Below are 23,897 nucleotides of genomic sequence, written 5' to 3' on the forward strand. Positions count from 1 at the left end.
GATAAAGGCCGCGCAAGCGGCCTTCTTAGGGTGTCGCGCGCGGTTACAGGTTCCCCACGCCGCCATCCATCTGCAGCTCCGCGCCGACCATAAACGCCGACTCATCCGCCGCCAGAAACACCGCCGCTTTGGCCAGCTCCAGCGCGCTGCCCATGCGGCCGATCGGCACTAGCGCGCGGATATCGTCGCGCAATGCCCGTTCATCCGCTTCCGCCAGCCCCAGTTTTCCCAGCGCCGGGGTTTCGGTCGGGCCGGGGCTGAGGCCGTTGACGCGAATGCCGCGCGCGTGCAGCTCGCCGGAGAGCGTTCTGGCCAGAGATAACAAACCGGCTTTGCTGGCGGCGTAGGCGCTGCTTTGCGGCAGACCGATATGGGCGCTGACCGAACCGCACAGGATCACCGAGGAAGGGGTGGCCAGCAGCGGCAGCAGCGCCTGGATCAGAAAGAACGGCCCCTTCAGGTTGATGTCCATCAGCCGCTGGTAGCTCTGCTCATCCCACTCCTGCAGCGGGCGGTGCGTGACGTCGCCGGCGTTAACGTACAGCACGTCCAGCCGCGGCCACCGTTGCTCCAACTGCTGCGCCAGCGCACGTTGCTGTGGGATGTCGCCGGCGTCGCTCAGCAGCAACAGCGCGTTGCCCGCCAATGCCTGGCCCGCCGCGTCCAGGGCACGTTGGCTGCGGCCGGTGATCGCCACCGTTGCGCCCTCGGCGATGAATTGGCGGGCGGTTTCCAGCCCGATGCCGCTGGTGCCGCCGGTGATCAATGCGTATTTGCCTTGCAGTCGTGACATAACCGATTCCTCTTTAATGTCTGTTACGGCATTATTTGCGCTATAGTTCCTTTTGCATAGTAGGCACCTTTTGGATACTAAAGGACGAGGTGGGATGAAATGACGGCGCGCGCGCCCTTAGCGGCGAAAAATAATTTGTCGGCGTTGCCGACGGCGGGCGAATCCTGCCCGATGGTGGACTTCGTCAATCTGGTGTCGGGCAAATGGGCGATACCCATCCTGTACCGGCTGATTATGATCGATGGCCCGGTGCGATTCAGCGAGCTGCAGCGGGCGGTGGCGCCCATTGCGCAAAAAGAGCTGACGCGCCAGCTGCGGCTGTTCGAGCAGCGCGGTCTTGTGACGCGGCAGGTGTATCCCGAAGTGCCGCCGCGGGTGGAGTACCAGGTCACCACGCTCGGCAAATCGCTGCGGCCGACGCTGGACTCGCTGGCCGAGTGGATGCGCCGACATGCCCCGCAGCTGATCGGTAGCTAGTCGCCGATGCCCGGCGGGTTGATGGTTGAGCGCTCGACCTTTTCGTCGCCTTCGCCCCAGCGTTCCAGCACCTGCGCATATTCGCCGCTGACGATCGCGCCATTGATCGCGGCGTTGACGGCGTTCACCAACCCGTTGCCTTTTTTGGTGGTGACCGCGACGTAGGCCACGTTGGGGCCGATGCCGACCATTTTGGTTTTGCCGGTCAGCGCCGCCTTGTAGGCGCCGGTGGAGTGGGGGCCGAAGAACGCATCGGCGCGCCCGGACTGAATGCTGAGGTTGGTGGCGGCGTCGTCGGTCACGTAGATCGGCTGCACCGGCGGCAGCCCGGCGGCGCGATTCTGCTTATCCCATCCCAGCAGAATGTTTTCCTGATTGGTGCCGGATCCGACGATGATCCGCAGCCCGGCCACGTCCTGCGGGCGGTTGATCGAGGTGATGTGGCTGGTGGATTTGACGTAAAAGCCCAGCGTGTCCACCCGGTAAGTGGCGAAGTCGAATTTGGTTTTACGCTGTTTGGTGACGGCGATGTTGAAGATCGCCGCATCGTATTTGCCCGCGCTGATGCCCAAGGGCCAATCTTCCCAGGAGGTGGGCACCAGATTCAGCTCCAGCCCGAGGCTGTCGGCCACCAGGCGGGCGATGTCCGGATCGCTGCCGATCAGCGTTTTATTGTCTTCGGCGAACAGCGCCAGCGGCGGGGAGTTCTCGAATGCTACCGCCACCGTCAGCTTGCCGGGCACCGCGAAGTGAAAGTTCGCCGGGATCAGCGCGATAGCCGCCGGGTTTTTCTCCGTGCGTATCGGCTCTCGGTTAGCCTGCAGGTCGATACCGCCCGTCGTGGCCGCCTGCACGGCAGCGCTCAGCAACAGCGCGCACAGCGCCGCAATCTTCAGTGGCATAGTGCCCTCTATCCTTTGTTAATCATGGGGTTACTATTGGCGGCGGCGCGGGGCAAGTAAAGCAACAATAGTGAATAACCAAAGTGAAAAGATGCACAAGCGGGGCGACGGCCTGCGCGAATCTGCAGCACTCGACGTGGAAAGTGCGCAATCAGGTTGAAAGCAGTAGAATTTGTCACTCATACTGCGTACAGCTAATTGTGTAAAACAAGGAACGCCAGATGGCCGAAGAAACGATTTTCAGTAAAATTATCCGCCGCGAAATCCCTGCTGATGTGGTTTACCAGGATGAACTGGTCACCGCTTTCCGTGACATCTCCCCCCAGGCGCCTACCCATGTGCTGATCGTTCCCAACGTGCTGATCCCAACCGTCAACGACGTGACCGTCGAGCACGAAGCTGCGCTGGGCCGCATGATCACCGCCGCGGCGAAGATCGCCGAACAGGAAGGCATCGCCGAGGACGGCTACCGCCTGATCGTCAACTGTAACCGCCACGCCGGTCAGGAGGTCTATCATATTCATATGCACCTGGTCGGTGGCCGCTCGCTGGGGCCGCTGCTGTCACGTTAAGCGAGGAAATCATGCGCGGTAAAAAAACTCTGCGTTGTCTGATGGCGTTGGCGCTGCCCGCCGCGTTGCTGATGGGGTGCAGTTCGCCATCCGGCATCGCGGTTAACCGGGGGCAAACGGTGGTGATGGATCCTTCGGTGCTGACCGCCGGCATTTTTGCCGATACGCCCTCTGTCTCGAACGCTTCCGGCCGGGTGATGGCGACTTCGGTGCTCAATAACAGCCAACCGACGCCGGTCACCGTGCATTATCGTTTCTATTGGTACGACGCGCAGGGGCTGGATATTCGCCCCTTCGAGAAACCGCGTGAGATCGTCGTGGCGCCTAACTCGGACGCCAAAATCTACTCGATTAACGGTAATCTGGAAGCTAAAAGCGCGCGTCTGTATCTGTACCTGTAAGCGCTTGCCAGGTTTGGAGAAAAAGCATGAAAAAGTACGTCTTAGTGGCGCTGGCCGCATTCACCCTGAGCGGCTGTCTGTCGCGTCCGCCTGAGCCGGATCAGCCGTTGCCGCCGGTCACCGTCGAACCAGAACAGCCGACGCCGCCGGTCGAACAGCCGCAGCCGCCAACTACCGAGCCGGTGCCGCAGCCACCGAAAATCCAGCAGCTCGACTGGCTGGGCAGCGTTCAGCCGCTGGTAAATCAGATGTTGAAGGCCGATGGCGTCACGGCCGGCAGCGTGCTGCTGCTGGACAGCGTCAAGAACAACACCAACGGCTCGCTGCAGATGGGCAAAGCCACCGCGGCGCTGTATAAGGCGCTGGCGTCGAACTCCACCTTCAGCGTGGTGCCGGAAGCGAAGCTGACCAGCGCCAGACAAACATTGGGCCTGTCGGCGGATGACAGCTTCGGCTCGCGCAGCAAGGCGATTGGCCTGGCGCGCATCGTCGGTGCGCAGTACGTGCTGTACAGCGACGTCAGCGGCGACGTGAAGTCGCCGGCGTTGGATATGCAGCTGATGCTGGTGCAAACCGGCGAGATCGTCTGGTCGGGCAATGGCGCCGTTAAACGCTGAGGCCGCGCTGCGACGATTGATGGAAACCAGACTGCCGGCGGTGAATACCGCCGGTTGTCATTTCAGCCCGGTGCAGGGGCTGACCGGCGAGAGCTGGCGTATCGACGGTTCGGGCATCACGCTGCTGGCGCGGCAAAACAGCGCGGAGAAACGCACGCTGGGCGTGAGCAGGCGGCGGGAAGCGCAGGTCTTGCGTCGCTGCGCGCCGGGGCTGGGGCCACGGGTTTTCGCGCAGAATAATCAGTGGCTTGTCCTCGAATGGCTCGAAGGTGACGTCGTCACAGAAGCTGAGTTTGACAGGCTGAATCAGCGCGGCGAGCTGGCGGCGATGGCGGCGACGCTGCACCGGCGGCCGCTCAGTGGTTACCGGTTGGATCTGCGGCGGCAGTTCCGCCGCTACTGGCAGCAGCTGGATACGCGGCGTTTAACCCCCGCCTGGCTGAGTTGGCAGCGTCATTTCTTACGCTGCGCGCCGCCGCGGCCATTACGCCTGGCGCCGCTACACATGGACATCCATCCGGGCAATTTGCTCGCGACCGGCGAGGGGCTGCGGCTGATCGACTGGGAGTATGCCGCCGACGGCGATGTGGCGTTGGATATCGCCGCGCTGTTTCGCGGCAACGGCTGGGCGGCGGAGGCGCAGCAGCGCTTTTTGCAGCACTACGCGCGTCAGGGCTATCACGACGTCGCCCGGCTGCAGGCGCAGGTGCAGCGCTGGCTGCCGTGGGTGGATTATCTGATGCTGCTGTGGTTTGAAGTGCGCTGGCAGCAGAGCGGCGACGCCGAATTTTTGCGCTGGGGCGCGGCGCTGCGCCGGCGATTCTGTTTATCATCATCCGAATTCTGAACGAACAATAATGAAGTGAGGTGCCCGTGGGCCCAGTAATGCTAGATGTCGCCGGCTACGAGCTGGATGCAGAAGAACGCGAGATTTTGAAACATCCGCTGGTTGGTGGATTGATCTTGTTTACCCGCAACTTCCACGATGCGGAGCAGCTGCGTGAGCTGGTGCGCCAGATCCGCGCCGAATCGCACGATCGGCTGGTGGTGGCGGTAGATCAGGAAGGCGGGCGCGTGCAGCGCTTCCGCGAGGGCTTCACCCGTCTGCCGGCGGCGCAGTCGTTTGCCGCGTTGCACAATGCGCAGGAAGGCGGCCGTCTGGCGCAGGAGGCCGGCTGGCTGATGGCGGCGGAAATGATCGCGCAGGATATCGACATCAGCTTTGCGCCGGTGCTGGACATCGGCCACGGCAGCGCAGCGATCGGCGAACGTTCGTTCCACAGCGATCCGCAGCAGGCGTTGGCGATGGCGGAACGCTTCATCCTCGGCATGCACAGCGCCGGCATGAAAACCACCGGTAAACACTTCCCGGGGCACGGCGCCGTCAGCGCCGATTCGCACAAGGAAACGCCGCGCGATCCGCGGCCGCTGGCGCAGATCCGCGAGCACGACATGGCGATCTTCCGCGAGCTGATCAACCGTCAGCTGTTGGACGCCGTCATGCCGGCTCACGTCATCTATACTGAAGCGGACCCGCGTCCGGCCAGCGGCTCGCCTTACTGGCTGCAACAGATCCTGCGTCAGGAGCTGGGCTTCGACGGCGTGATTTTCTCCGACGATCTGTCGATGGAAGGTGCCGCCATCATGGGCAGCTATGCCGAACGCGGCCAGGCGGCGCTGGATGCCGGTTGCGACATGATCCTGGTGTGCAACCACCGCGAAGGCGCGGTCAGCGTGTTGGATAACCTGTCCCCGGTCAAAGCAGAGAAGGTGAAGCGGTTATATCATCGCGGTCAGTTCACCCGTCAGGAACTGCGCGACTCCGAGCGCTGGCAGCAGGCGCACAAGGCGCTCAGCGCGCTGAGCGAACGCTGGGAGGAGCACAAGCAGCGTTCGCAAGGGTGAATCCAGGCGCCGCACCGCGGCGCAGAGCGGAAATGATGAGGGCCGCGCCCGCGGCCCTTGGCTTGTTGCGAGGATCCACATGATTATCTATTTGCACGGCTTCGATTCCACCAGCCCCGGCAATCATGAAAAGGTGTTACAGCTGCAGTTTATCGATCCGGACGTGCGCTTTATCAGCTACAGCACGCTGCATCCGCGTCACGACATGCAGCATCTGTTGAAAGAGGTGGACAAGGCGGTGCAGCAGGGTGGCGACGCGCACCCGTTGATCTGCGGGGTCGGCCTCGGCGGCTTCTGGGCGGAGCGCATCGGCTTCCTGTGCGGCATTCGCCAGGCGATGTTCAATCCCAATCTGTACCCGGAAGAACACATGCACGGCAAGATAGACCGGCCGGAAGAGTATCGCGATATCGCCACCAAGTGCGTGGAGGATTTCCGCGAGAAAAATCGCGATCGCTGCCTGGTGGTGCTGTCGCGCCACGACGAGGTGCTGGATAACCGGCGCAGTGCCGAATTGCTGCATCACTACTACGAAATCGTCTGGGATGAACAGCAGACGCACAAGTTCAAAAACATCTCGCCGCATCTGCAGCGGCTCAAGGCGTTCAAGGCGCTGGGTTAACAGTTTCATAACGCTGCCGCGAGCCGCTCTCCCCCGCTTTTCACCGACGGAAAGTGCGGCTTTTTTGTGCGTCAAAGCCAGATTTTGCGTGGCAATCGGCAAAATTTAAAACTGTGACTCAGCGCTAACTATTTGAATCGCAATCCCCAAAAAATCCCCTCGTCCAGCCTTTAACCAAAAAAAATTGATGTACGTCAATTTTGGTATGACCAAATAACCTCACATGCTATTCTGGCTTCAGAGAGCCGATTTATTTTACGCGAACCCTATGTATTCTAAGGATATTATTTATTTACCCTGGGATAACAAATGGTTCACATTTAGGGGGTTATTTTGACAACGCCAAAGAAGAAAATCGTTATTGTTGGCGGCGGCGCCGGTGGTCTGGAGCTGGCGACCAGCCTGGGCCATAAACTTGGCCGCAAGAACAAAGCGGAGATCACGCTGGTGGATCGCAACCACAGCCATTTGTGGAAACCGCTGTTGCACGAAGTGGCAACCGGTTCCCTCGATGACGGCGTGGATGCGCTCAGCTACCTGGCGCACGCACGCAATCACCATTTCAGCTTCCAGCTGGGGTCGTTGACCAACATCAACCGCGAGACGCAAACGCTGCAGCTGGCGCAGATCTGCGACGAGCAGGGCGGCGAGTTGGTGCCGGCGCGCGAATTGCCGTACGACATCCTGGTGATGGCGCTGGGCAGCACCTCGAACGATTTCGGTACGCCGGGCGTGAAAGAGCACTGCATCTTCCTGGATAACCCACATCAGGCACGTCGTTTCCACAACGAAATGCTCAACCTGTTCCTGAAGTTCTCGGCGCAGCCGGGGCAAAAAGAGCGAGTCAACATCGCTATCGTCGGCGGCGGCGCCACCGGCGTTGAGCTGTCCGCCGAACTGCACAACGCGGTGAAGCAGCTGCACAGCTACGGTTTCGAAGGCCTGGACAACAGCGCGCTCAACGTGACGCTGGTGGAAGCCGGCGAGCGCATCCTGCCGGCGCTGCCGCCGCGCATTTCCGCCGCCGCGCACCAGGAACTGATCAAACTGGGCGTGCGCGTGCTGACCAACACCATGGTGACCAGCGCAGATGCCAAAGGCCTGAACACCAAGGGCGGCGAGTTCATCGACGCCGATCTGATGGTGTGGGCGGCCGGCATCAAAGCGCCGGACTTTATGAAAGACATCGGCGGCCTGGAAACCAACCGCATCAACCAGCTGGTGGTGGAGCCGACGCTGCAGACCACGCGCGATCCGAACATCTTCGCCATCGGCGACTGCGCCTCCTGCCCGAAAGAGGGCGGCGGTTTCGTGCCGCCGCGCGCCCAGTCGGCGCACCAGATGGCCTCGCGCTGCGCCACCAATATTTTGGCGCTGATGAACGGCCAGACGCTGAAGCCATACGTATATAAAGACCACGGCTCGCTGGTGTCGCTGTCGCGCTTCAGCACCGTCGGCAGCCTGATGGGCAACCTGATGCGCGGCTCGATGATGGTGGAAGGGCGCATCGCGCGCTTCGTTTACATCTCGCTGTACCGCATGCACCAGGTAGCGCTGCACGGCTACATCAAAACCGGCCTGATGATGCTGGTAGGCGGTATCAACCGGGTGATCCGCCCGCGCCTGAAAATGCACTGATCCTGCCTTTGTCGACCAACCCGCGCCGGTTCGCCCGCGCGGGTTTTTTTATGGCGGCGCGAGGCGATCGGCGGCGGTTGTTTGATTCTTCAGCATAAGCTGTCGTCGGCATGGGTAAAATTCTTAAGATTCCTCCTAAACAGCGGCGAAACGACCGTTTTCCCGCATTTTTGGTCCCCTTGTCTTATTGCGGGTCCTCAGATCATTGTGCAGACTTTACCTCGTTTACAGACGGCGCGTCGCGCACGCCGTAAACCGGGATACCGCAAGCCGCCCATGCGCAAAATAATAAGCGCGGTGCAGCCGGTCACAGACCCCGGACAAAATGCGTGGTAACACTTTCAGGAGGTTTCCTGTGAACAAGTCAATGTTAGCCGGTGTTGGGATTGGTATCGCTGCCGCTCTGGGGATTGCCGCGGTAGCCAGCCTGGACGTCTTTTCTGCCGGTCCGCAGTACGCGCAGGTGCTCGCCGCAACGCCGATTAAAGAAACCGTCAAAACGCCGCGTCAGGAATGCCGCAACGTCACCGTGACGCACCGTGCACCGGTGCAGGATGAAAACCGTATCGCCGGTTCTGTGCTGGGCGCAGTGGCGGGCGGTGTGATCGGCCACCAGTTCGGCGGCGGTCGTGGGCGCGACGTGGCGACCGTAGTCGGCGCGCTGGGCGGCGGCTATGCCGGCAACCAGGTGCAAGGGGCGATGCAGAACAACGACGTCAGCACCAGCGTTCAGCAGCGTTGCAAAACGGTCTATGACAAGTCTCAGAAAATGCTGGGTTATGACGTGACCTACAAGATCGGCAATCAGCAGGGCAAGATCCGCATGGATCACGATCCGGGTACGCAAATCCCGTTGGATAAAAACGGCCAACTGGTGCTGAACAGAGCCTGATCGCCACATTCGAATTAAGCCCGCGGGCAGTGTTAGTTCTGATCGTTTAACCCGGTTAAGCGAGCGGCGTTAACATTGACGCGGGTTTCTGTTTTTTGTCCGCCGGAGAATTCTGCGATCGTTCTAATGTCTGCGTGCGATATCACTGGGCAAAACTTCAAAAAAGCCCCCGCGTTTGTTATATTATTGTGCAATTAAGCGGTGTGTTCGGCGCCAATCGCCACACCGGCCAAACCCGAGTATTTCGTCTCGCAGAGATAACGACATGTTAGATTTTCGCTTTCCGACAGCGTTGCAAATGGTCCTTAGCGTCGCCGTAGCTGAGAAGCAGGGCATGCGTTCGACAAGCGCCACCCTCGCCGCCGCTCTGGAAGCCAACCCCAGCTTTATCCGCAAACTGATGGTCCCGCTGACCAAAGACGGCATCATCGTTTCCACCCTGGGCCGAAACGGCTCTATCCACCTTGGCCGCCCGGCGGAAGAGATTACTCTGCGCGATATCTATCTGGCGGTGATCGACGACAAGCGCATCTGGGCCTCACGCCCTGAAGTGCCGGCCCGTTGCCTGGTGAGCGCCAACGCCTGCTGGTATTTCAAATCGGTGGTGAACGAGGCCGAACAGGCTTCGCTTGCGGTGCTGGCGCGCCACACCGTGGCCGATTCGCTGGCCGAACTGGAGCGGGGCGACAAGCGCGCCTGTGCGGAGTACGCCGCTGCGCAAGAGGCTGAAACCGCCGATAAATAATCGCGGTTCGCATGCATAAAAAAAGGTCGGGCAATGCCCGACCTTTTTGCATGTTAAGACGATGATTACGCTTTCTGCGGCTGTGCCTTGCGTGCCACCAGGCGGCGCAGGGTGACGTAGAACACCGGCGTCAGGAACAGCCCGAACAGCGTGACCCCCAGCATGCCGGAGAACACCGTGATGCCGGTGACGCCGCGCACTTCGGCGCCGGCGCCGTGGCCGAGGATCAGCGGGATGGTGCCGGCGATGAAGGCGATGGAGGTCATCACGATCGGGCGCAACCGCAGGCGGCAGGCTTCCAACGCCGCTTCGACGATGCCTTTGCCCTGCATTTCCAGCTCGCGGGCGAACTCGACGATAAGAATGGCGTTCTTACAGGCCAGCCCCATCAGAACGACCAACCCGACCTGCACGAACACGTTGTTGTCGCCGCCGGTCAACCATACGCCGAACAGCGCCGACAGCATGGTCATCGGCACGATCAGGATCACCGCCAGCGGCAGCGTCCAGCTTTCATACAGCGCCGCCAGCGCGAGGAACGCCAGCAGCACCGCTACCGGGAACACCACCAGCGCGGCGTTGCCCTGGGTCGATTGCTGATAGCTCAGATCGGTCCACTGAATGTTCATGCCGTTCGGCAACAGCTTATCGGCCATCTGCGTCAGCGCACCCATCGCCTGGGTAGAGGAGAGCACGCGCGGGTCAGCATCGCCGATCAGGTCCGCCGCCGGGAAGCCGTTATAACGGATCACCGGATCCGGGCCGTAGGTGGTGCCGATGCTGACCATGCTGCCGATCGGCACCATTTCGCCTTTGTCGTTGCGGGTACGCAGGTTGGCGATGTCTTCCACGCTGTCGCGGAACTGGCCGTCGGCCTGCGCCATCACCTTCCAGGTGCGGCCGTAACGGTTAAAGTCGTTGATGTAAGACGAACCGAGGTAGGTCTGCAGCGTGCTGAACAGCGCATTGAGCGGCACCCCCTGGGCCTTGGCCTTGTCGCGATCGATTTTGGCGTCCAGCTGCGGCACGTTGGCCTGATACGAGGAGATCGGGAACCCCATGCCTGGCGTTTGCATAATGGCGCCGGACATCGTGTTGATCGCGGTCTGCAGCGCGCCGTAACCCAGCCCGCCGCGATCCTGCACGTACAGCGAATAGCCGGAACCCTGGCCGATGCCGAGGATCGGCGGCGGCATGATCGAGAAGGCGAAACCTTCCTGGATCTGCGAAATGCGCGCGTTGATCTCGGCGTTGATCTGCGCCGCGGTGCGAGTACGGGTGCTCAATGACTCCAGCGCGAAGAATACCGTGCCGGTATTCGGCGTATTGGTGAACTGCAGCGCGTTCAGGCCGGGGAAGGCCACCGCATCGGTGACGCCGTCCACGCTCATACCGATGGCGCTCATCTTGCGGATCACCGCATCGGTGCGCTCCAGCGAGGCGCCTTCCGGCATCTTCACGCCGCCAATCAGATACAGCTTGTCCTGCGTCGGGATAAAGCCGCCGGGCACGGTCTTAAACATCACCCCGGCGGCGGCCAGCAGCAGCAGGTAAACGACGAACACCGCGCCGCGTCGGCCCAGCACGCGGGACACCCCGTGCTGGTAACGCTGCGAACCGCTGGCGAAGAAGCGGTTGAACGGCCGGAACAGCCAGCCGAACAGCCGGTCGATCAGGCGCGACGGCATATCTTTCGGCGCGCCGTGCGGTTTCAGCAAGCGCGCCGCCAGCGCCGGCGACAGGGTCAGCGAGTTGATGGCGGAGATCACCGTCGAGATGGCGATGGTGACGGCGAACTGCTTGTAGAACTGGCCGGTGACGCCGGAAAGGAACGCCATCGGTACGAACACCGCGCACAGCACCACGGCGATGGCGATGATCGGGCCGGAGACCTCGCGCATCGCTTGGTGCGCCGCCGCCAGCGGCGACAGCCCCTCTTCGATATTGCGCTCGACGTTCTCCACCACCACGATGGCGTCATCCACCACAATACCGATCGCCAGCACCAGCCCGAACAGGCTGAGGGTGTTGAGCGAGAAGCCGAGCAGATACAGTGCGGCGAAGGTGCCGACCACGGAGATCGGCACCGCCAACAGCGGAATGATCGACGCGCGCCAGGTCTGCAGGAACAGAATGACCACCAGCACCACCAGGATCACCGCTTCCAGCAGGGTATCCACCACCGCGCGGATCGAATCGCGCACGAACACCGTCGGATCGTACGGCGCTTTCCAGCTCATGCCGTCCGGGAAGCGGGTTGCCAGCTCGGCCATCTTGCCGCGCACCGCGTCCGACAGCTCGATGGCGTTGGCGCCCGGCGACTGGAAGATGCCGATACCAACCGCATCCTTGTTATTGAGCTGGGCGCGCAGCGCGTAGCTGCCGGAACCCATTTCGATGCGCGCCACGTCGCGCAGCCGCACAATCTCGCCGTTGTCGCCGCTTTTGAGGATGATGTTGCCGAACTCTTCTTCGGTTTGCAGGCGGCCCTGGGCGTTGATAGACAGCAGATAGTCGCTGCGCGTCGGCATCGGTTCCGCGCCCAGCTGGCCGGCGGAGACCTGCACGTTCTGCTCCTGCATGGCGCTCACCACGTCGGAGGCGGTCAGCCCGCGCGCGGCAACCTTGTTCGGATCGAGCCAGATGCGCATCGCGTATTCACCGGCGCCGAAGATCTGCACCTGGCCGACGCCCGGCAGACGGGCCAGCTCGTCCTTGACCTTCAGGGTGGCGTAGTTGCGCAGGTAGAGCGAATCGTACTTGCCGGAAGGCGAGACCAGATGCACCACCAGCGTCAGCGCCGGAGACTGTTTCTGAGTGGTGATGCCCTGGCGGCGTACGTCTTCCGGCAGGCGCGCTTCGGCCTGCGCCACGCGGTTTTGCACCTGCACCTGCGCCTGATCGGGATCGGTGCCGGGGCGGAAGGTGACGGTGGTCACCAGCACGCCGTCGGAGCCGGCGACCGATTTCATGTACATCATGTTTTCGACGCCGTTGATCGCTTCTTCCAGCGGCGTGGCCACCGTTTCAGCGATCTCTTTCGGGTTGGCGCCCGGGTATTCTGCGCGCACCTGCACGCTGGGCGGCACCACGTCCGGGTATTCGCTGATCGGCAGCAGCGGGATGGCGATCGCCCCGGCGACAAAAATCAGTATCGACAGCACCGCGGCAAAGATCGGTCGGTCGATGAAAAAACGGGAAAAGTCCATGGGTCAGAAGTCTCGGCTGGGAGCTTAGTTAAGTGCGGAAGCGGTGGTGGTCATCGCGACGCTTTTCGCGTCGACCGGCATGCCCGGCATAAACACTTTCTGCATGCCGTCGACGATCACCCGATCGCCGTTTGCCAACCCTTTCTGCACGATGCGCAATCCTTCGGCCATGCGGCCCACGTCGATGTCGCGGCGCTGTGCCTTACCGTCTTTATCGACGATGTAAACGAACTTGCGGTTTTGGTCGGTCATCACCGCTTTATCGTCGATCAGCATGGCGTTGAACTCGGCGCTGCCGGGCATCTGCACGCGGGCGAACAGCCCCGGCGTGAAGCGACGATCGCGGTTGTCGAGCAGGGCGCGCATACGGATGGTGCCGGTACCGGCGTTCAGTTGGTTATCGGTGAAATCCACCAGCCCCTGATGCGGGGTGCCGTCTTCACCCACCAGGCCAACTTTCACCGGCAGGCGGGCATCGTGCCGGCCCTGCTGCTGATAGCGCAGGAAGGTGGCTTCATCCACGTCGAAATAGACGTAAACCTTATCGAGCGACACCAGCGTCGTCAGCACGCTGGCGCTGTCGCCAGCGGTGACCAGGTTGCCGGCGGTGATCATCGCGCGGCTGGCGCGTCCATCGATCGGCGCGGTGACGCGAGTAAAGTCGAGATTAAGCTGCGCCATATCGAGCTGAGCCTGCGCCGCCAGCACGTTGCTTTGCGCCTGTGCGGCGGACGAACGACGCTGTTCCCACACCTCTTGCGAGATGGCCTGGGTGCCGATCAGCTTCTCGGTGCGCGAAGATTCGCTGCGCGCCAGGGTTGCCTGATTGCGCGCTCGCACCAGCTCGGCCTGCGCCTGTTCGCGCGCGGCGCGGTAGGTGCGATCGTCAATGGTGAACAGCACCTGGCCTTTCTTCACCTCGTCGCCTTCGGTGTAGTTGACCCGCTCGATGTAGCCGGAAACTCGCGGGCGCAGCTGTACGCTTTGCACTGCTTCGACCCGGCCATTGAACGCATCCCACTGGCTGATCGGTTTGACCACCACGCTGGCGGCGCTGACCACCGGCGGCGGTGGCGGGGCGTTGTGCGCGACGCTGTTGTCACACCCGGCGAGCAGGGCGGCCAGCAGCGCCACCCCGGAGAGCCGCTGGCCCAGAGCGAAGGCGCGCGTGCGGCCGCCGGCGTTGAACGATGAGTTTGGTTGATTTGCCATTATTTTTATTCCGATAAGTAAGCGCTGTCTGGCCCCATACCCAGCCCTGTTTTCCGGGCTTTCCCTTCATGTATGCCTGCGTTCGGCTGAAGGGGCGTTGTGCCTTGTTATGGCCCAACGTTAGGTTTTGAAACATATTGGTGTCACATTAATGTATCAATATCGGTTACATTAATTGGGTGGAGTATAGAGGCGGCTTTCTGGTAAATGCAATAATAAAAATTGCATTTAAAGCGAAACTGTTGCAACGTATGTGCATCGGGCAGAGGGGGACCCTGCCGAATGATGGGAGCATCAGCATGAACACGACGGGTTTCATTACCGATTTGAAGACGTGGATCGACAACAATCTGGAAGAAAAACTGGATATCAACACCGTAGCGGACCGCGCGGGCTACTCCAAATGGCATCTGCAGCGCATGTTCAAGCGCCAGACCGGCTACGCGTTGGGGGAGTATATCCGTATGCAAAAATTGAAGGTGTCGGCGGAGCGTTTGGCCAACAGCGGCGAACCGATCGTCAGCGTGGCGATCTCACTCGGCTTCGACTCACAGCAGTCATTCAACCGCAGCTTCAAACGCCAGTTTGGCCAAACGCCGGGCGACTGGCGCCGTGCGTTGGCGCAGCCAACGTCGGTGAGATGCACGCACCACTGATCGGTTGGGCAGTGGGGATAAAAAAGCCTGAATTTGCGTTCGGGCTTTTTTGTCTTTACCTGTGGGGGATTCAAAAGTTGTCGCAACTGCCTGACTTTGCCACCGTGTCGCTGTCGCGGCAGAATATACGAATCGCCTCGTTGAGAGAGTTTGAACGTGAAGGCGTCCAGTAGTTCTCAATGACCAGGTAGCGAACGGTGTGCTGGCGGGTGTGGAGACCCAGGACGTTTAATACGCTTTCAATAGCGGCAAGCACAGGGTTTGACGAGTCGATTTCATAGCGAATGTCGACGATGGCTGCCTCCGGCGCCATCCAGGTGCGATTGGAAAGCGGCGGCACGCGAAACTTGAATGAGGAGTTCGCGGATAAGCGCTGGCCATCAAGCTCTTTAAATTCTGCGGCGGGAACATAACTCTGGTTACCGCCCGGCAAGGTGATCTGCCCTTTTTCGTCGCGGGTGGCATAGACATCCTCGGTGACTTTGTAGATCACTTGCTGGACGTCGGGGGGAATGATGCGAAAGGAGGCTACGGTACGATCCGAAGGCGTGTCATTCGTCAGTTGGAACTCATAGGCTCTTCCGACAGGTTGAACGAAAGCTAATGAAACGCTGCCGGCGAAGTACTGATAGGAGGCGCCCAATATTGCCATGAGAATCCCTGAGCCTACCAAAAATGCCGATACTTTCGCCAAACGGTTATTCGATTTTTCTTTAACGGGGCCTGTCTTTGGCTGCGGGGCATTGCCTTTCTTCTTACGCGCCACGTTTCTCCCTTGCATTACGCATTGGCCTACCTTTATGAGGGCATTATGGTCGACAGCTTATGCCGTTGTCGAGGGGGCGCTCTCTGGCCGGTGCGCTATGCATACAAAAAAGCCTGAACTTTCGCTCAGGCTTTCTCGTTAGAATATGGCGGTGAGGGAGGGATTGATTCGCTGGTGCTCACCCTGCGGGCCGCCGTTGGCGGTCCAAAACGCGGGCGTTTTGTCGAACCCTGTCGAGGGTTCTCACCCTCCCGGCTGGTGCGCTATGCAAACAAAAAAGCCTGAACGCGAGTTCAGGCTTTTTTGTAGAATATGGCGGTGAGGGAGGGATTGATTCGCTGCGCTCACCCTGCGGGCCGCCGTTGGCGGTCCAAAACGCGGGCGTTTTGTCGAACCCTGTCGAGGGTTCTCACCCTCCCGGTCGGTGCGCTATGCAAACAAAAAAGCCTGAACTTTCGCTCAGGCTTTCTCGTTAGAATATGGCGGTGAGGGAGGGATTCGAACCCTCGATACACTTTCGCGTATACACACTTTCCAGGCGTGCTCCTTCAGCCACTCGGACACCTCACCATATTTTTTTGTTGCGAAATCATCGCTGCAACGGGGCGCTACTATAGGGAGTGGGGCCGATCCGGTCAAGAATAATTTCTGTGTTTTTGTTCGTCCGCTCAAGCCGTGTGCACTTTGCTGAAAACTGCGGCGAACGGTAGGGCAGAAGCCATGAAAGGGTGAGAAAATCAGAAGTAAGGCTCGTGGATAACCGGCGGAAATGGGAATCACGGTCACAGAGGGTGGGGAGATGCGCTGTGCACACCCCTCTCGGCGGTGCGCCATGCAAAAAAAAAGCCTGGACGCGAATCCAGGCTTTCTCTTTAAATTTGGCGGTGAGAGAGGGCTTGATTCGCTGCGCTCACCCTGCGGGCCGCCGTTGGCGGTCCAAAACGCAGGCGTTTTGTCGAACCCTGTCGAGGCTTCTCGCCCCTCTCGGCGGTGCACCATGCAAAAAAAAGCCTGGACGCGAATCCAGGCTTTTTTTTTAAATTTGGCGGTGAGAGAGGGGTTCGAACCCTCGATACACTTTCGCGTATACACACTTTCCAGGCGTGCTCCTTCAGCCACTCAGACACCTCACCGTTTTGTTGTCGATAACGCTTTGCGCTGTCGACGGGCGCTAATGTAGGAGAATCTGATCTCAGCGTCAACCCTCTTATTTCATTCTCATGACTGTTTAGCCAAACTTGCAGCAATTTGCTGATTTACCGAACGATATTCCCACTCGTGGCCACACGTGGGCAGAGTAGACCGCAGTCGGAATCCATAAAAGACGATTGCTTGACCTTTTTCTGTACAGGTAGCTCAATATATCGCCACTGACGTTAGGTTGTCTGCTGTTATATGCATTAATACTGGATTATTAGTCAGATGTGTCGCTAAATGGAATTGTGTCGGCGCGGCGTTTTTGGCAAGGAACATCACAACGCCGCGCAGATTGCCGGGTGACAGGCCGGCGATATCGCAGACAGGGACAGACTCATTACATAATAATGCAGTAGAGGTTCGTTTTGACTCCTTCAGATGCCATGCCGGCGCCGCAAGCGCGCCATGCCATTCCCCCTGGTGCGGGGGCGCTGTTCTTCATCCAGATCTTCGCTACGCTGGGCTTCGCCGTGCTTTACTCCACGCTGGTGCTGTACGCCACCAAGCGGCTGGGCTTCAACGAAAGCAGCGCCAACGCCATGATGGGCGTGTTCGGCGCCTTCAACTATGGCCTACACATGTTCGGCGGTTACCTCGGCGGCCGATTCCTCAGTAACCGCAATCTGTTCGTGCTCGGCATGGTGCTACAGGTGATCGGCTGCGCGCTGATTGCCGTCGCGGGCGTGTGGGGGTTGTACTGGGGGCTGGCGATGTTCCTGACCGGCAGCGGTCTCAACGTCACCTGCATCAATATGATGCTCACCCAGCGCTTCAAGCCGGACGATGATCGGCGTGAATCGGCGTTTCTGTGGAACTACGCCGGTATGAACCTCGGGTTCTTCGTCGGCTTTACCGTCGCCGGGTATTTCCAACTGACGGAAAACTACCGCGCGCTGTTCCTGTTCGCCACGCTGGGCAACGCGGCGGCGATCATCGTCGCCGTCTGCCGCTGGCGCATTCTGGCGGATCTCAATACCCCGCTGCACGACGCCAGCCGCAGCCAATACCGCTGGCGCATGCTGGTCGGGCTGGCGGTGCTGGTGGCGCTGGTGCCGATTATCCGCGTGATGCTGACCCATGCCGAGTTCAGCGGCCACTTCGTGATCGTGCTCGGCGCGCTGATCTTCCTGATGCTGTGCGTGGTGACCCTGCGCCACCATCCGCGCGATGAGCGCCGCAGAATGGCGGCCTATCTGATCCTGGCGCTGGGCTCGCTGGTGTTTTGGGCGCTGTACCAGCTGGCACCGATGGGGCTGATGCTGTTCTCCGAGCACAACATCAACCTGAACGTTTACGGCATTCAGGTGGCGCCGCAGTGGATCCAGAACATCAACACGCTGGTGATCGTGGTGGGCGGCCCGCTGCTGGCCTGGTGGTTCAATCGCCTGCGCGCTCGCGGTTGCAACATCGACATTCCGCTGCAGTTCTCCGGATCGCTGTTCTGCATCGGCTTGGGCATGCTGGTGCTGCCACTGGGTATCAGCATGGCGGGCGGCGACGGGCTGGTGGCATTCAAATGGATCGTTATCAGCTATGTGCTGCAAAGCGTCGGTGAATTGATGATCTCGCCGATCGGTTACGCCATGATCGGCAAGCTGGCGCCGCCGCGCTATCAGGGCGTGATGATGGGCTGCTGGATGATGGTGACCGGCGTCGCCTCGGTGCTGGCGGGCTACGTCTCCGGCCTGATGCCGGAAAACAGTGGCAGCACGCCGCTGCAAACCACCCCCGGCTACAGCGAAATCTTCAGCGCGCTGGGCTGGGGGGCGACGGGCGTCGGCGTGGCAATGCTGATTTTAATTCCGCTGCTGCGGCGCCTTATCCGGCGCGATGGCCCGTCCGCCGCCTGATTCGCTAACATGCACAACAGCCCCACTGGTCGGGGCTGTTTTTATTTTGGGCTTTAACGCTTGCATCCGGCGGCGAATCGCGGAAGGCTGGAGGAAAACCAATAAAAACAAACGGGAGCCCGCAGTATGAACATCATTTATTACCACCCCTTGTTTAACGCCCAGGAATGGCTGGCCGGCATCAAACAACGCCTGCCGCAGGCCGAGATCCGCGAGTGGCAGCGTGGCGACGAGCGGCCGGCCGATTACGCGCTGGTGTGGCGCCCGCCGCACGAGATGCTGGCCAACCGCCGCGATCTGAAAGCGGTGTTCGCCCTCGGCGCTGGCGTTGACGCGATCCTCGATCAGGAGCGAAAGCACCCCGGCACGCTGCCCGCCGGCGTACCGCTGCTGCGGCTGGAGGATACCGGCATGGCGCAGCAGATGCAGGAATATGCGCTGAGCTATGTGCTGCGCTATTTCCGCCGTTTCGACGAGTATCAGGCGCTGCAGCAGCGGCAGGAGTGGCAGCCGCTCGATCCTCACTCGCTGGATGATTTCACCATCGGCATCCTCGGCGCCGGCGTGCTGGGGCAGAGCGTGGCGCGCAAGCTGACCGAGTTTGGCTTTCGCGTGCGCTGCTGGAGCCGCAGCGCCAAACAGATCGACGGCGTGCAAAGTTTCGCCGGGGAGGCGCAGCGCGCGGCCTTCCTCGACGGCGTCAAACTGCTGATCAACCTGCTGCCCAATACGCCGGAGACCGTCGGCATCCTCAACCGCGAGCTGTTCGCGCAGTTGAGCACGGGCGCCTATCTCATCAACATCGCGCGCGGCGCACACCTGGTGGAGGCCGATCTGCTGGCGGCGCTCGAGCAGGGGCAGCTGGCCGCCGCCACGCTGGACGTGTTCACCCGCGAGCCGCTGCCGCAGGATCACCCGTTCTGGCGTCATCCGCGTGTCACCATAACCCCGCATATTGCTGCCATCACGTTGCCGCAGCAGGCGATGGATCAGATCGCCGCCAACATCCGCGCGCTGGAGGCGGGGCACACCCCGGCCGGCGTGGTCGACAGGCAGCGGGGTTACTGATCCTTCAGCCGCCGTTCGGTAACTGATAAGCTGTTATCGTCATCGCGCCTGCCCGTACCTTTGCGGGCGGGCCCTCTGGAAGGAGAAACAATGTACCCCGTTGATTTGCACATGCACACCGTCGCCAGCACCCACGCTTACAGCACGCTGCACGATTACATCGCCGAAGCCCAGCAGAAGGGCATCAAGCTGTTCGCCATCACCGATCACGGCCCGGACATGGCCGATGCGCCGCACTACTGGCACTTTATGAACATGCACGTCTGGCCGCGCCGGGTGAACGGCGTGGGCATCTTGCGCGGTATCGAAGCCAACATCAAAAACCTACAGGGCGACATCGACTGCACCGGCCCGATGTTGACCGCCACCGACGTGATCATCGCCGGTTTCCACGAGCCGGTGTTTGCGCCGCAGGATAAAGCGTCCAATACTGAAGCGATGATCGCCGCGATGGCGCAGGGGGACGTGCATATCATCAGCCACCCCGGCAACCCACGTTATCCGATCGACATTCCCGCCGTCGCGGCGGCGGCGGCCAAATACGAGGTGGCGCTGGAGCTGAATAACTCGTCGTTCACCCACTCCCGCAAGGGCAGCGAGGCCAACTGCCGGGCGATCGCCGCCGCCGTGCGCGATGCCGGCGGTTGGTTGGCGCTGGGTTCGGATTCGCACGTTGCCTTTTCGCTGGGTAACTTTGAGCACTGCGAGCGCATCATCGACGAGGTGGGCTTCCCGCAGGAGCGCATTCTCAACGTCAGCCCGCGCCGGCTGCTGGATTTTCTCGAACGGCGCGGCAAGCTGGCGATTGCGGAATTGGCCGATTTGTGACATCGTCCCGGCAAAATTTTCCGTATTGAATAAGGCTTTATCATGAATGAGTTTTCCATTGTCTGCCGCGTGCTGGGTACGCTGTTCTACCGCCAGCCGCAGGATCCGCTGTTGGTGCCGCTGTTCGCGCTGATTAAAGAGGGCAAGCTGCAGCAGCACTGGCCGCTGGAGCAGGATGACCTGCTGAAGCGTTTGCAGCAGGGCTGTGACGTCAACCAACTGGCGACCGACTTCAACGCGATGTTCGTCGGCAGCGAGTGCAGCGTGTCGCCGTTCCGCTCCGACTACGTCGAAGGCGCGAACGAAGCGGAAGTGCGCACTTTCCTGCAGCAGCGCGGCATGCCGTTGGCGGAGGCGCCGGCTGACCATTTCGGCCAGCTGCTGCTGGCGGCGTCCTGGCTGGAAGATCAGTCGCAGGAAGATGAAGCGCAGGCGCAGATCGCCCTGTTCGACGAGTTCCTGTTGCCGTGGTGCGGCCGCTTCCTCGGCAAAGTGGAAGCGCACGCCACCACCGGTTTCTACCGCACGCTGGCGCTGATGACCCGCGACGCCATCCAGGCGATGCGCGACGAGCTGGCGGAGTACGAGCAGGACGACGAAGCGGGCGACGAAGACGCGTAACGCCGCAGCCATCCCGGCGGGCCGCCCGGCCCGCCGATCCGCTAAACACAGGTTTGCATCCCCCAGACGTAAATTGACAAAAGATCCCCTAATCTGGCGGTTTACCGTCGGTTCGGCCGCGCCTACGCGCCGCGTTTTTTCACGCAAGGGGTAGATGATGAAAAGTAACTGGATGCAGCAGATTCAAACGTTGATCGGGCAGAAGGCCGGCGCTATGGGCGGGGCGGAAGGCATTGGCAAGCTGCTGGCGCCCACGGCGCTGGGCGGCCTGGTCGGCGTGCTGTTGGCCAACAAGTCCTCGCGCAAGCTGGTGGGCAAGTTTGGCAAGAATGCGCTGATTATCGGCGGCAGTGCGGCGGTGGGCGCAGTGCTGTGGAACAAGTACAAACAGCGGGTGAAAGAGACCCATCAGGACGAACCGCAGTTCGGTTTGCAAACCACGCCGGTGGATCTGCGCGCCAAACGCCTGGTGCAGGCGCTGGTGTTTGCCGCCAAGAGCGACGGCCATATCGATGCCGACGAGCAGCGCGCCATCGATCACAGCCTGGCGCAGTTGCAGGTGGGGGAAGAGGCGCAGGGTTGGGTACAGGAAGCGCTCGATCAGCCGCTCAACCCGGAATTGATCGCCCGCAGCGTGCAAAACGAAGACGAGGCGCTGGAGGTTTACTATCTGAGTTGTCTGGTGATCGACGTCGATCACTTTATGGAGCGCGGCTACCTCGATGCGTTGGCGCAGGCGCTGAAGATCCCGGCGGACGTCAAGCAGGGCATCGAGAGCGACGTCAACGAGAAAAAGCGCGAGCTGGCGTAGCGCCGCTTGGCAAGCCGGGGGGAATCGTGTCACTCTTGCCGTAATCTATGTAAGCGGATGATTTAGCAATGATGACCCCACCGAAAGCGGAAAAACGTCCTTATCCCATCACTATCCACGGCGATACGCGCGTGGATGACTATTACTGGCTGCGCGACGACGAGCGCGCAGACCGCCAGGTGCTGGACTACCTGCAGGCGGAGAACGCCTACACCGATGCGATGCTGAAGCCGCAGCAGGCGCTGCGCGAAACCCTGTACGAAGAGATGGTGGCGCGCATTCCGCAGCAGGAACATTCGGTGCCTTACGTGCGCCATGGCTATCGCTATCAGACGCGCTACGAGCCGGGCAACGAATACGCGATTTCCGTGCGCCAGCCGCAGGCCGAAAGCGAGCACTGGGAGGTGCTTATCGACGGCAACCAGCGCGCCGAGAACCACGAGTTTTATACCCTGGGCGGGCTGGACGTCAGCCCCGACAACCAGCGGCTGGGGGTAGCGGAGGATTTCCTATCGCGCCGCCAGTATGACATTCGCTTCAAGAGCCTGGCCGACGGCAGCTGGGCGGACGAAGTGCTGGAAAACACCTCCGGCAGCTTCGAGTGGGCCAACGACTCCTCGACGGTCTACTACGTGCGCAAGCACGCCAAGACGCTGCTGCCGTATCAGGTCTATCGCCACGTGGTGGGCAGCGATCCGCAGCAGGACGAGCTGATTTACGAAGAGCGGGACGATACCTTTTACGTCGGGCTGGAGAAGACCACCTCCGAGCGCTTTATCCTGATCCACCTGAGCAGCACCACCACCTCGGAGATCCTGCTGTTGGACGCCGATCGTGCGGATGCCAAGCCGCAGCTGTTCGTGCCGCGCCGCAAGGATCACGAGTACGCCATCGATCACTATCACCAGCATTTCTATATCCGCTCCAACAAGGACGGCAAGAACTTTGGCCTGTACCAGAGCGAGCAGGCGGACGAAGCGCAGTGGCAGACGCTGATCGCCCCGCGCGCCGACGTGATGCTGGAGGGCTTCAGCCTGTTCCGTGATTGGTTGGTGGTCGAAGAGCGCAATGCCGGCCTGACGCTGCTACGCCAGATCCATTGGCAAAGCGGCGAAGAGAAGCGCATCGCCTTCGACGATCCGACTTACACCACCTGGCTGGCGTATAACCCGGATCCGGAGACCGCGCTGCTGCGCTACGGCTATTCGTCGATGACCACCCCGACCACGCTGTACGAGCTGAACATGGACAGCGGCGAGCGGACGATGCTCAAACAGCAGGAAGTGAAGAACTTCACGCCAGAAAACTACCGCAGCGAGCGGGTGTGGGTGAAGGCGCGCGACGGCGTCGAAGTGCCGGTCTCGCTGGTGTATCGCCAGGACAGCTTCCAGCGCGGCACCAACCCGCTGATGGTGTATGGCTACGGATCTTACGGCAGCAGTATGGATCCAGCGTTCAGCGCCAGCCGCCTGAGCCTGCTGGATCGCGGTGTCGTGTTCGCGCTGGCGCACATTCGCGGCGGCGGTGAGCTGGGGCAGCTGTGGTATGAAGACGGTAAACTGTTCAACAAGCAGAACACCTTCAACGATTTTATCGACGTGACCGAAACGCTGATCGCACAGGGGTACGGCGACGGTAAGCGGGTGTTCGCGATGGGCGGCAGCGCCGGCGGTCTGCTGATGGGCGCGGTGATCAACCAGGCGCCGCAGTTGTTCCACGGCGTGGTGGCGCAGGTGCCGTTCGTCGATGTGGTGACCACCATGCTGGATGAGTCCATCCCACTGACCACCGGCGAATACGACGAGTGGGGCAACCCGAACGAGCAGGCCTATTACGACTACATCAAACAGTACAGCCCGTACGATCAGGTGAAAGCGCAGGCATACCCGCATCTGCTGGTGACCACTGGCCTGCACGATTCGCAGGTGCAGTATTGGGAGCCGGCCAAGTGGGTGGCCAAGCTGCGCGAGCTGAAAACCGACGATCGGCAGCTACTGCTGTATACCGACATGGATGCCGGCCACGGCGGAAAATCCGGCCGTTTCAAGGCCTATGAGGATATTGCACTGGAGTACGCCTTCATTCTGGCGCTGGCGGAGTAACGGCATTCGGCGG

22 protein-coding genes, 2 tRNA genes and 2 other RNA genes are annotated in these 23,897 nt (G+C 60.9%); 17 read left to right on the forward strand and 9 right to left on the reverse strand.

Going from position 1 to position 23,897, the window contains the following annotated elements; genetic code table 11:
- Positions 1 to 43 precede the first annotated feature (43 nt).
- On the reverse strand, positions 44 to 793 hold the full coding sequence (locus ACJ8J5_RS10935; RefSeq protein WP_043141680.1) for an SDR family oxidoreductase: 750 nt from the start codon (positions 791 to 793) through the stop codon (positions 44 to 46).
- Between the two features lie 99 nt (positions 794 to 892).
- On the opposite strand from ACJ8J5_RS10935, the gene ACJ8J5_RS10940 reads away from it, so the two are divergent.
- Entirely contained in the window at positions 893 to 1,270 is a 378-nt protein-coding gene (locus ACJ8J5_RS10940) for a winged helix-turn-helix transcriptional regulator (RefSeq protein WP_072271517.1), read from the forward strand.
- Here the strand turns inward: ACJ8J5_RS10940 and ACJ8J5_RS10945 are convergent.
- Positions 1,267 to 2,172: a transporter substrate-binding domain-containing protein gene (locus ACJ8J5_RS10945; RefSeq protein ID WP_025302427.1), complete on the reverse strand. Its 906-nt coding sequence runs from the start codon at positions 2,170 to 2,172 to the stop codon at positions 1,267 to 1,269. The genes ACJ8J5_RS10940 and ACJ8J5_RS10945 overlap by 4 nt on opposite strands.
- A gap of 221 nt (positions 2,173 to 2,393) precedes the next feature.
- On the opposite strand from ACJ8J5_RS10945, the gene hinT reads away from it, so the two are divergent.
- The 9 genes from hinT to ACJ8J5_RS10990 all read left to right on the forward strand — a co-directional run bounded on the left by hinT (position 2,394) and on the right by ACJ8J5_RS10990 (position 9,564).
- A complete protein-coding gene (gene hinT, locus ACJ8J5_RS10950; protein ID WP_004928776.1) occupies positions 2,394 to 2,744 on the forward strand; it encodes a purine nucleoside phosphoramidase in 351 nt (116 codons plus the stop codon).
- Between the two features lie 11 nt (positions 2,745 to 2,755).
- Positions 2,756 to 3,145: a YcfL family protein gene (locus ACJ8J5_RS10955; RefSeq protein ID WP_025302428.1), complete on the forward strand. Its 390-nt coding sequence runs from the start codon at positions 2,756 to 2,758 to the stop codon at positions 3,143 to 3,145.
- A 26-nt stretch (positions 3,146 to 3,171) separates the two neighbouring features.
- On the forward strand, positions 3,172 to 3,762 hold the full coding sequence (lpoB, locus tag ACJ8J5_RS10960; protein WP_025302429.1) for a penicillin-binding protein activator LpoB: 591 nt from the start codon (positions 3,172 to 3,174) through the stop codon (positions 3,760 to 3,762).
- Positions 3,743 to 4,609 carry a thiamine kinase gene (gene thiK / locus ACJ8J5_RS10965; protein ID WP_060432874.1) on the forward strand — a complete coding sequence of 289 codons (867 nt, stop codon included), beginning with the start codon at positions 3,743 to 3,745 and terminating at the stop codon, positions 4,607 to 4,609. The genes lpoB and thiK overlap by 20 nt, the downstream gene beginning before the upstream one ends.
- A 38-nt stretch (positions 4,610 to 4,647) precedes the next feature.
- On the forward strand, positions 4,648 to 5,667 hold the full coding sequence (nagZ, locus tag ACJ8J5_RS10970) for a beta-N-acetylhexosaminidase (RefSeq protein ID WP_043141667.1): 1,020 nt from the start codon (positions 4,648 to 4,650) through the stop codon (positions 5,665 to 5,667).
- A 79-nt stretch (positions 5,668 to 5,746) separates the two neighbouring features.
- Complete coding sequence (gene ycfP / locus ACJ8J5_RS10975) at positions 5,747 to 6,289, forward strand: alpha/beta hydrolase YcfP (protein ID WP_015377468.1); 543 nt, start codon at positions 5,747 to 5,749, stop codon at positions 6,287 to 6,289.
- Between the two features lie 333 nt (positions 6,290 to 6,622).
- Positions 6,623 to 7,927, forward strand: a complete 1,305-nt coding sequence (locus tag ACJ8J5_RS10980) for an NAD(P)/FAD-dependent oxidoreductase (protein ID WP_004928794.1) — start codon at positions 6,623 to 6,625, stop codon at positions 7,925 to 7,927.
- Positions 7,928 to 8,282: 355 nt separating this feature from the next.
- Entirely contained in the window at positions 8,283 to 8,819 is a 537-nt protein-coding gene (locus ACJ8J5_RS10985; RefSeq protein ID WP_185742304.1) for a glycine zipper 2TM domain-containing protein, read from the forward strand.
- 265 nt (positions 8,820 to 9,084) lie between these two features.
- Positions 9,085 to 9,564, forward strand: coding sequence for an RrF2 family transcriptional regulator (locus ACJ8J5_RS10990; protein ID WP_025302433.1), 480 nt, complete (start codon positions 9,085 to 9,087; stop codon positions 9,562 to 9,564).
- 65 nt (positions 9,565 to 9,629) lie between these two features.
- Here the strand turns inward: ACJ8J5_RS10990 and sdeB are convergent, their stop codons facing one another.
- Entirely contained in the window at positions 9,630 to 12,773 is a 3,144-nt protein-coding gene (sdeB, locus tag ACJ8J5_RS10995; protein WP_025302434.1) for a multidrug efflux RND transporter permease subunit SdeB, read from the reverse strand.
- Between the two features lie 24 nt (positions 12,774 to 12,797).
- On the reverse strand, positions 12,798 to 13,985 hold the full coding sequence (gene sdeA, locus ACJ8J5_RS11000; protein WP_043141656.1) for a multidrug efflux RND transporter periplasmic adaptor subunit SdeA: 1,188 nt from the start codon (positions 13,983 to 13,985) through the stop codon (positions 12,798 to 12,800).
- A 299-nt stretch (positions 13,986 to 14,284) separates the two neighbouring features.
- Between sdeA and ACJ8J5_RS11005 the strand changes: the two genes are divergently transcribed.
- Complete coding sequence (locus ACJ8J5_RS11005) at positions 14,285 to 14,641, forward strand: helix-turn-helix domain-containing protein (RefSeq protein ID WP_025302436.1); 357 nt, start codon at positions 14,285 to 14,287, stop codon at positions 14,639 to 14,641.
- A gap of 70 nt (positions 14,642 to 14,711) precedes the next feature.
- On the opposite strand, the gene ACJ8J5_RS11010 is transcribed toward ACJ8J5_RS11005, so the two are convergent.
- The 5 genes from ACJ8J5_RS11010 to ACJ8J5_RS11030 all read right to left on the reverse strand — a co-directional run bounded on the left by ACJ8J5_RS11010 (position 14,712) and on the right by ACJ8J5_RS11030 (position 16,540).
- Complete coding sequence (locus tag ACJ8J5_RS11010; protein WP_414104616.1) at positions 14,712 to 15,407, reverse strand: hypothetical protein; 696 nt, start codon at positions 15,405 to 15,407, stop codon at positions 14,712 to 14,714.
- Positions 15,408 to 15,553: 146 nt separating this feature from the next.
- Positions 15,554 to 15,674: non-coding RNA, RtT sRNA (locus ACJ8J5_RS11015), on the reverse strand.
- Between the two features lie 46 nt (positions 15,675 to 15,720).
- A non-coding RNA gene (locus tag ACJ8J5_RS11020) (RtT sRNA) lies at positions 15,721 to 15,840 on the reverse strand.
- A gap of 47 nt (positions 15,841 to 15,887) precedes the next feature.
- Positions 15,888 to 15,977: transfer RNA gene (locus ACJ8J5_RS11025), tRNA-Ser, on the reverse strand.
- Positions 15,978 to 16,450: 473 nt separating this feature from the next.
- Positions 16,451 to 16,540, reverse strand: a tRNA-Ser gene (locus tag ACJ8J5_RS11030).
- Between the two features lie 447 nt (positions 16,541 to 16,987).
- Here ACJ8J5_RS11030 and ACJ8J5_RS11035 point away from each other — a divergent pair.
- From ACJ8J5_RS11035 to ACJ8J5_RS11060, 6 genes are all read left to right on the forward strand, one after another.
- The gene (locus ACJ8J5_RS11035; RefSeq protein WP_414104648.1) at positions 16,988 to 18,454 is read left to right on the forward strand and encodes a peptide MFS transporter; all 1,467 of its coding nucleotides are present in this window, start codon (positions 16,988 to 16,990) and stop codon (positions 18,452 to 18,454) included.
- A gap of 126 nt (positions 18,455 to 18,580) precedes the next feature.
- On the forward strand, positions 18,581 to 19,522 hold the full coding sequence (gene ghrA / locus ACJ8J5_RS11040; protein WP_043141640.1) for a glyoxylate/hydroxypyruvate reductase GhrA: 942 nt from the start codon (positions 18,581 to 18,583) through the stop codon (positions 19,520 to 19,522).
- A 90-nt stretch (positions 19,523 to 19,612) separates the two neighbouring features.
- The gene (locus ACJ8J5_RS11045) at positions 19,613 to 20,350 is read left to right on the forward strand and encodes a phosphatase (RefSeq protein WP_414104617.1); all 738 of its coding nucleotides are present in this window, start codon (positions 19,613 to 19,615) and stop codon (positions 20,348 to 20,350) included.
- A 42-nt stretch (positions 20,351 to 20,392) separates the two neighbouring features.
- Entirely contained in the window at positions 20,393 to 20,971 is a 579-nt protein-coding gene (locus ACJ8J5_RS11050; protein WP_060432878.1) for a TorD/DmsD family molecular chaperone, read from the forward strand.
- Between the two features lie 157 nt (positions 20,972 to 21,128).
- A complete protein-coding gene (locus ACJ8J5_RS11055) occupies positions 21,129 to 21,782 on the forward strand; it encodes a tellurite resistance TerB family protein (RefSeq protein WP_025302440.1) in 654 nt (217 codons plus the stop codon).
- A gap of 68 nt (positions 21,783 to 21,850) precedes the next feature.
- Entirely contained in the window at positions 21,851 to 23,884 is a 2,034-nt protein-coding gene (locus ACJ8J5_RS11060; protein WP_060432879.1) for a S9 family peptidase, read from the forward strand.
- Positions 23,885 to 23,897: the final 13 nt, after the last annotated feature.

The sequence above is a fragment of the Serratia sp. CY43202 genome (genome assembly GCF_052168755.1).
Classification (GTDB): domain Bacteria; phylum Pseudomonadota; class Gammaproteobacteria; order Enterobacterales; family Enterobacteriaceae; genus Serratia; species Serratia bockelmannii.

Coding starts and splice junctions, on each gene's coding strand:
- ACJ8J5_RS10935 (WP_043141680.1), bottom strand. CDS start 793: ATGTCACGACTGCAAGGCAAATACGCATTGATCACCGGCGGCACCAGC.
- ACJ8J5_RS10940 (WP_072271517.1), top strand. CDS start 893: ATGACGGCGCGCGCGCCCTTAGCGGCGAAAAATAATTTGTCGGCGTTG.
- ACJ8J5_RS10945 (WP_025302427.1), bottom strand. CDS start 2,172: ATGCCACTGAAGATTGCGGCGCTGTGCGCGCTGTTGCTGAGCGCTGCC.
- hinT (WP_004928776.1), top strand. CDS start 2,394: ATGGCCGAAGAAACGATTTTCAGTAAAATTATCCGCCGCGAAATCCCT.
- ACJ8J5_RS10955 (WP_025302428.1), top strand. CDS start 2,756: ATGCGCGGTAAAAAAACTCTGCGTTGTCTGATGGCGTTGGCGCTGCCC.
- lpoB (WP_025302429.1), top strand. CDS start 3,172: ATGAAAAAGTACGTCTTAGTGGCGCTGGCCGCATTCACCCTGAGCGGC.
- thiK (WP_060432874.1), top strand. CDS start 3,743: ATGGCGCCGTTAAACGCTGAGGCCGCGCTGCGACGATTGATGGAAACC.
- nagZ (WP_043141667.1), top strand. CDS start 4,648: ATGCTAGATGTCGCCGGCTACGAGCTGGATGCAGAAGAACGCGAGATT.
- ycfP (WP_015377468.1), top strand. CDS start 5,747: ATGATTATCTATTTGCACGGCTTCGATTCCACCAGCCCCGGCAATCAT.
- ACJ8J5_RS10990 (WP_025302433.1), top strand. CDS start 9,085: ATGTTAGATTTTCGCTTTCCGACAGCGTTGCAAATGGTCCTTAGCGTC.
- sdeB (WP_025302434.1), bottom strand. CDS start 12,773: ATGGACTTTTCCCGTTTTTTCATCGACCGACCGATCTTTGCCGCGGTG.
- sdeA (WP_043141656.1), bottom strand. CDS start 13,985: ATGGCAAATCAACCAAACTCATCGTTCAACGCCGGCGGCCGCACGCGC.
- ACJ8J5_RS11005 (WP_025302436.1), top strand. CDS start 14,285: ATGAACACGACGGGTTTCATTACCGATTTGAAGACGTGGATCGACAAC.
- ACJ8J5_RS11035 (WP_414104648.1), top strand. CDS start 16,988: ATGCCGGCGCCGCAAGCGCGCCATGCCATTCCCCCTGGTGCGGGGGCG.
- ghrA (WP_043141640.1), top strand. CDS start 18,581: ATGAACATCATTTATTACCACCCCTTGTTTAACGCCCAGGAATGGCTG.
- ACJ8J5_RS11045 (WP_414104617.1), top strand. CDS start 19,613: ATGTACCCCGTTGATTTGCACATGCACACCGTCGCCAGCACCCACGCT.
- ACJ8J5_RS11050 (WP_060432878.1), top strand. CDS start 20,393: ATGAATGAGTTTTCCATTGTCTGCCGCGTGCTGGGTACGCTGTTCTAC.
- ACJ8J5_RS11055 (WP_025302440.1), top strand. CDS start 21,129: ATGAAAAGTAACTGGATGCAGCAGATTCAAACGTTGATCGGGCAGAAG.
- ACJ8J5_RS11060 (WP_060432879.1), top strand. CDS start 21,851: ATGATGACCCCACCGAAAGCGGAAAAACGTCCTTATCCCATCACTATC.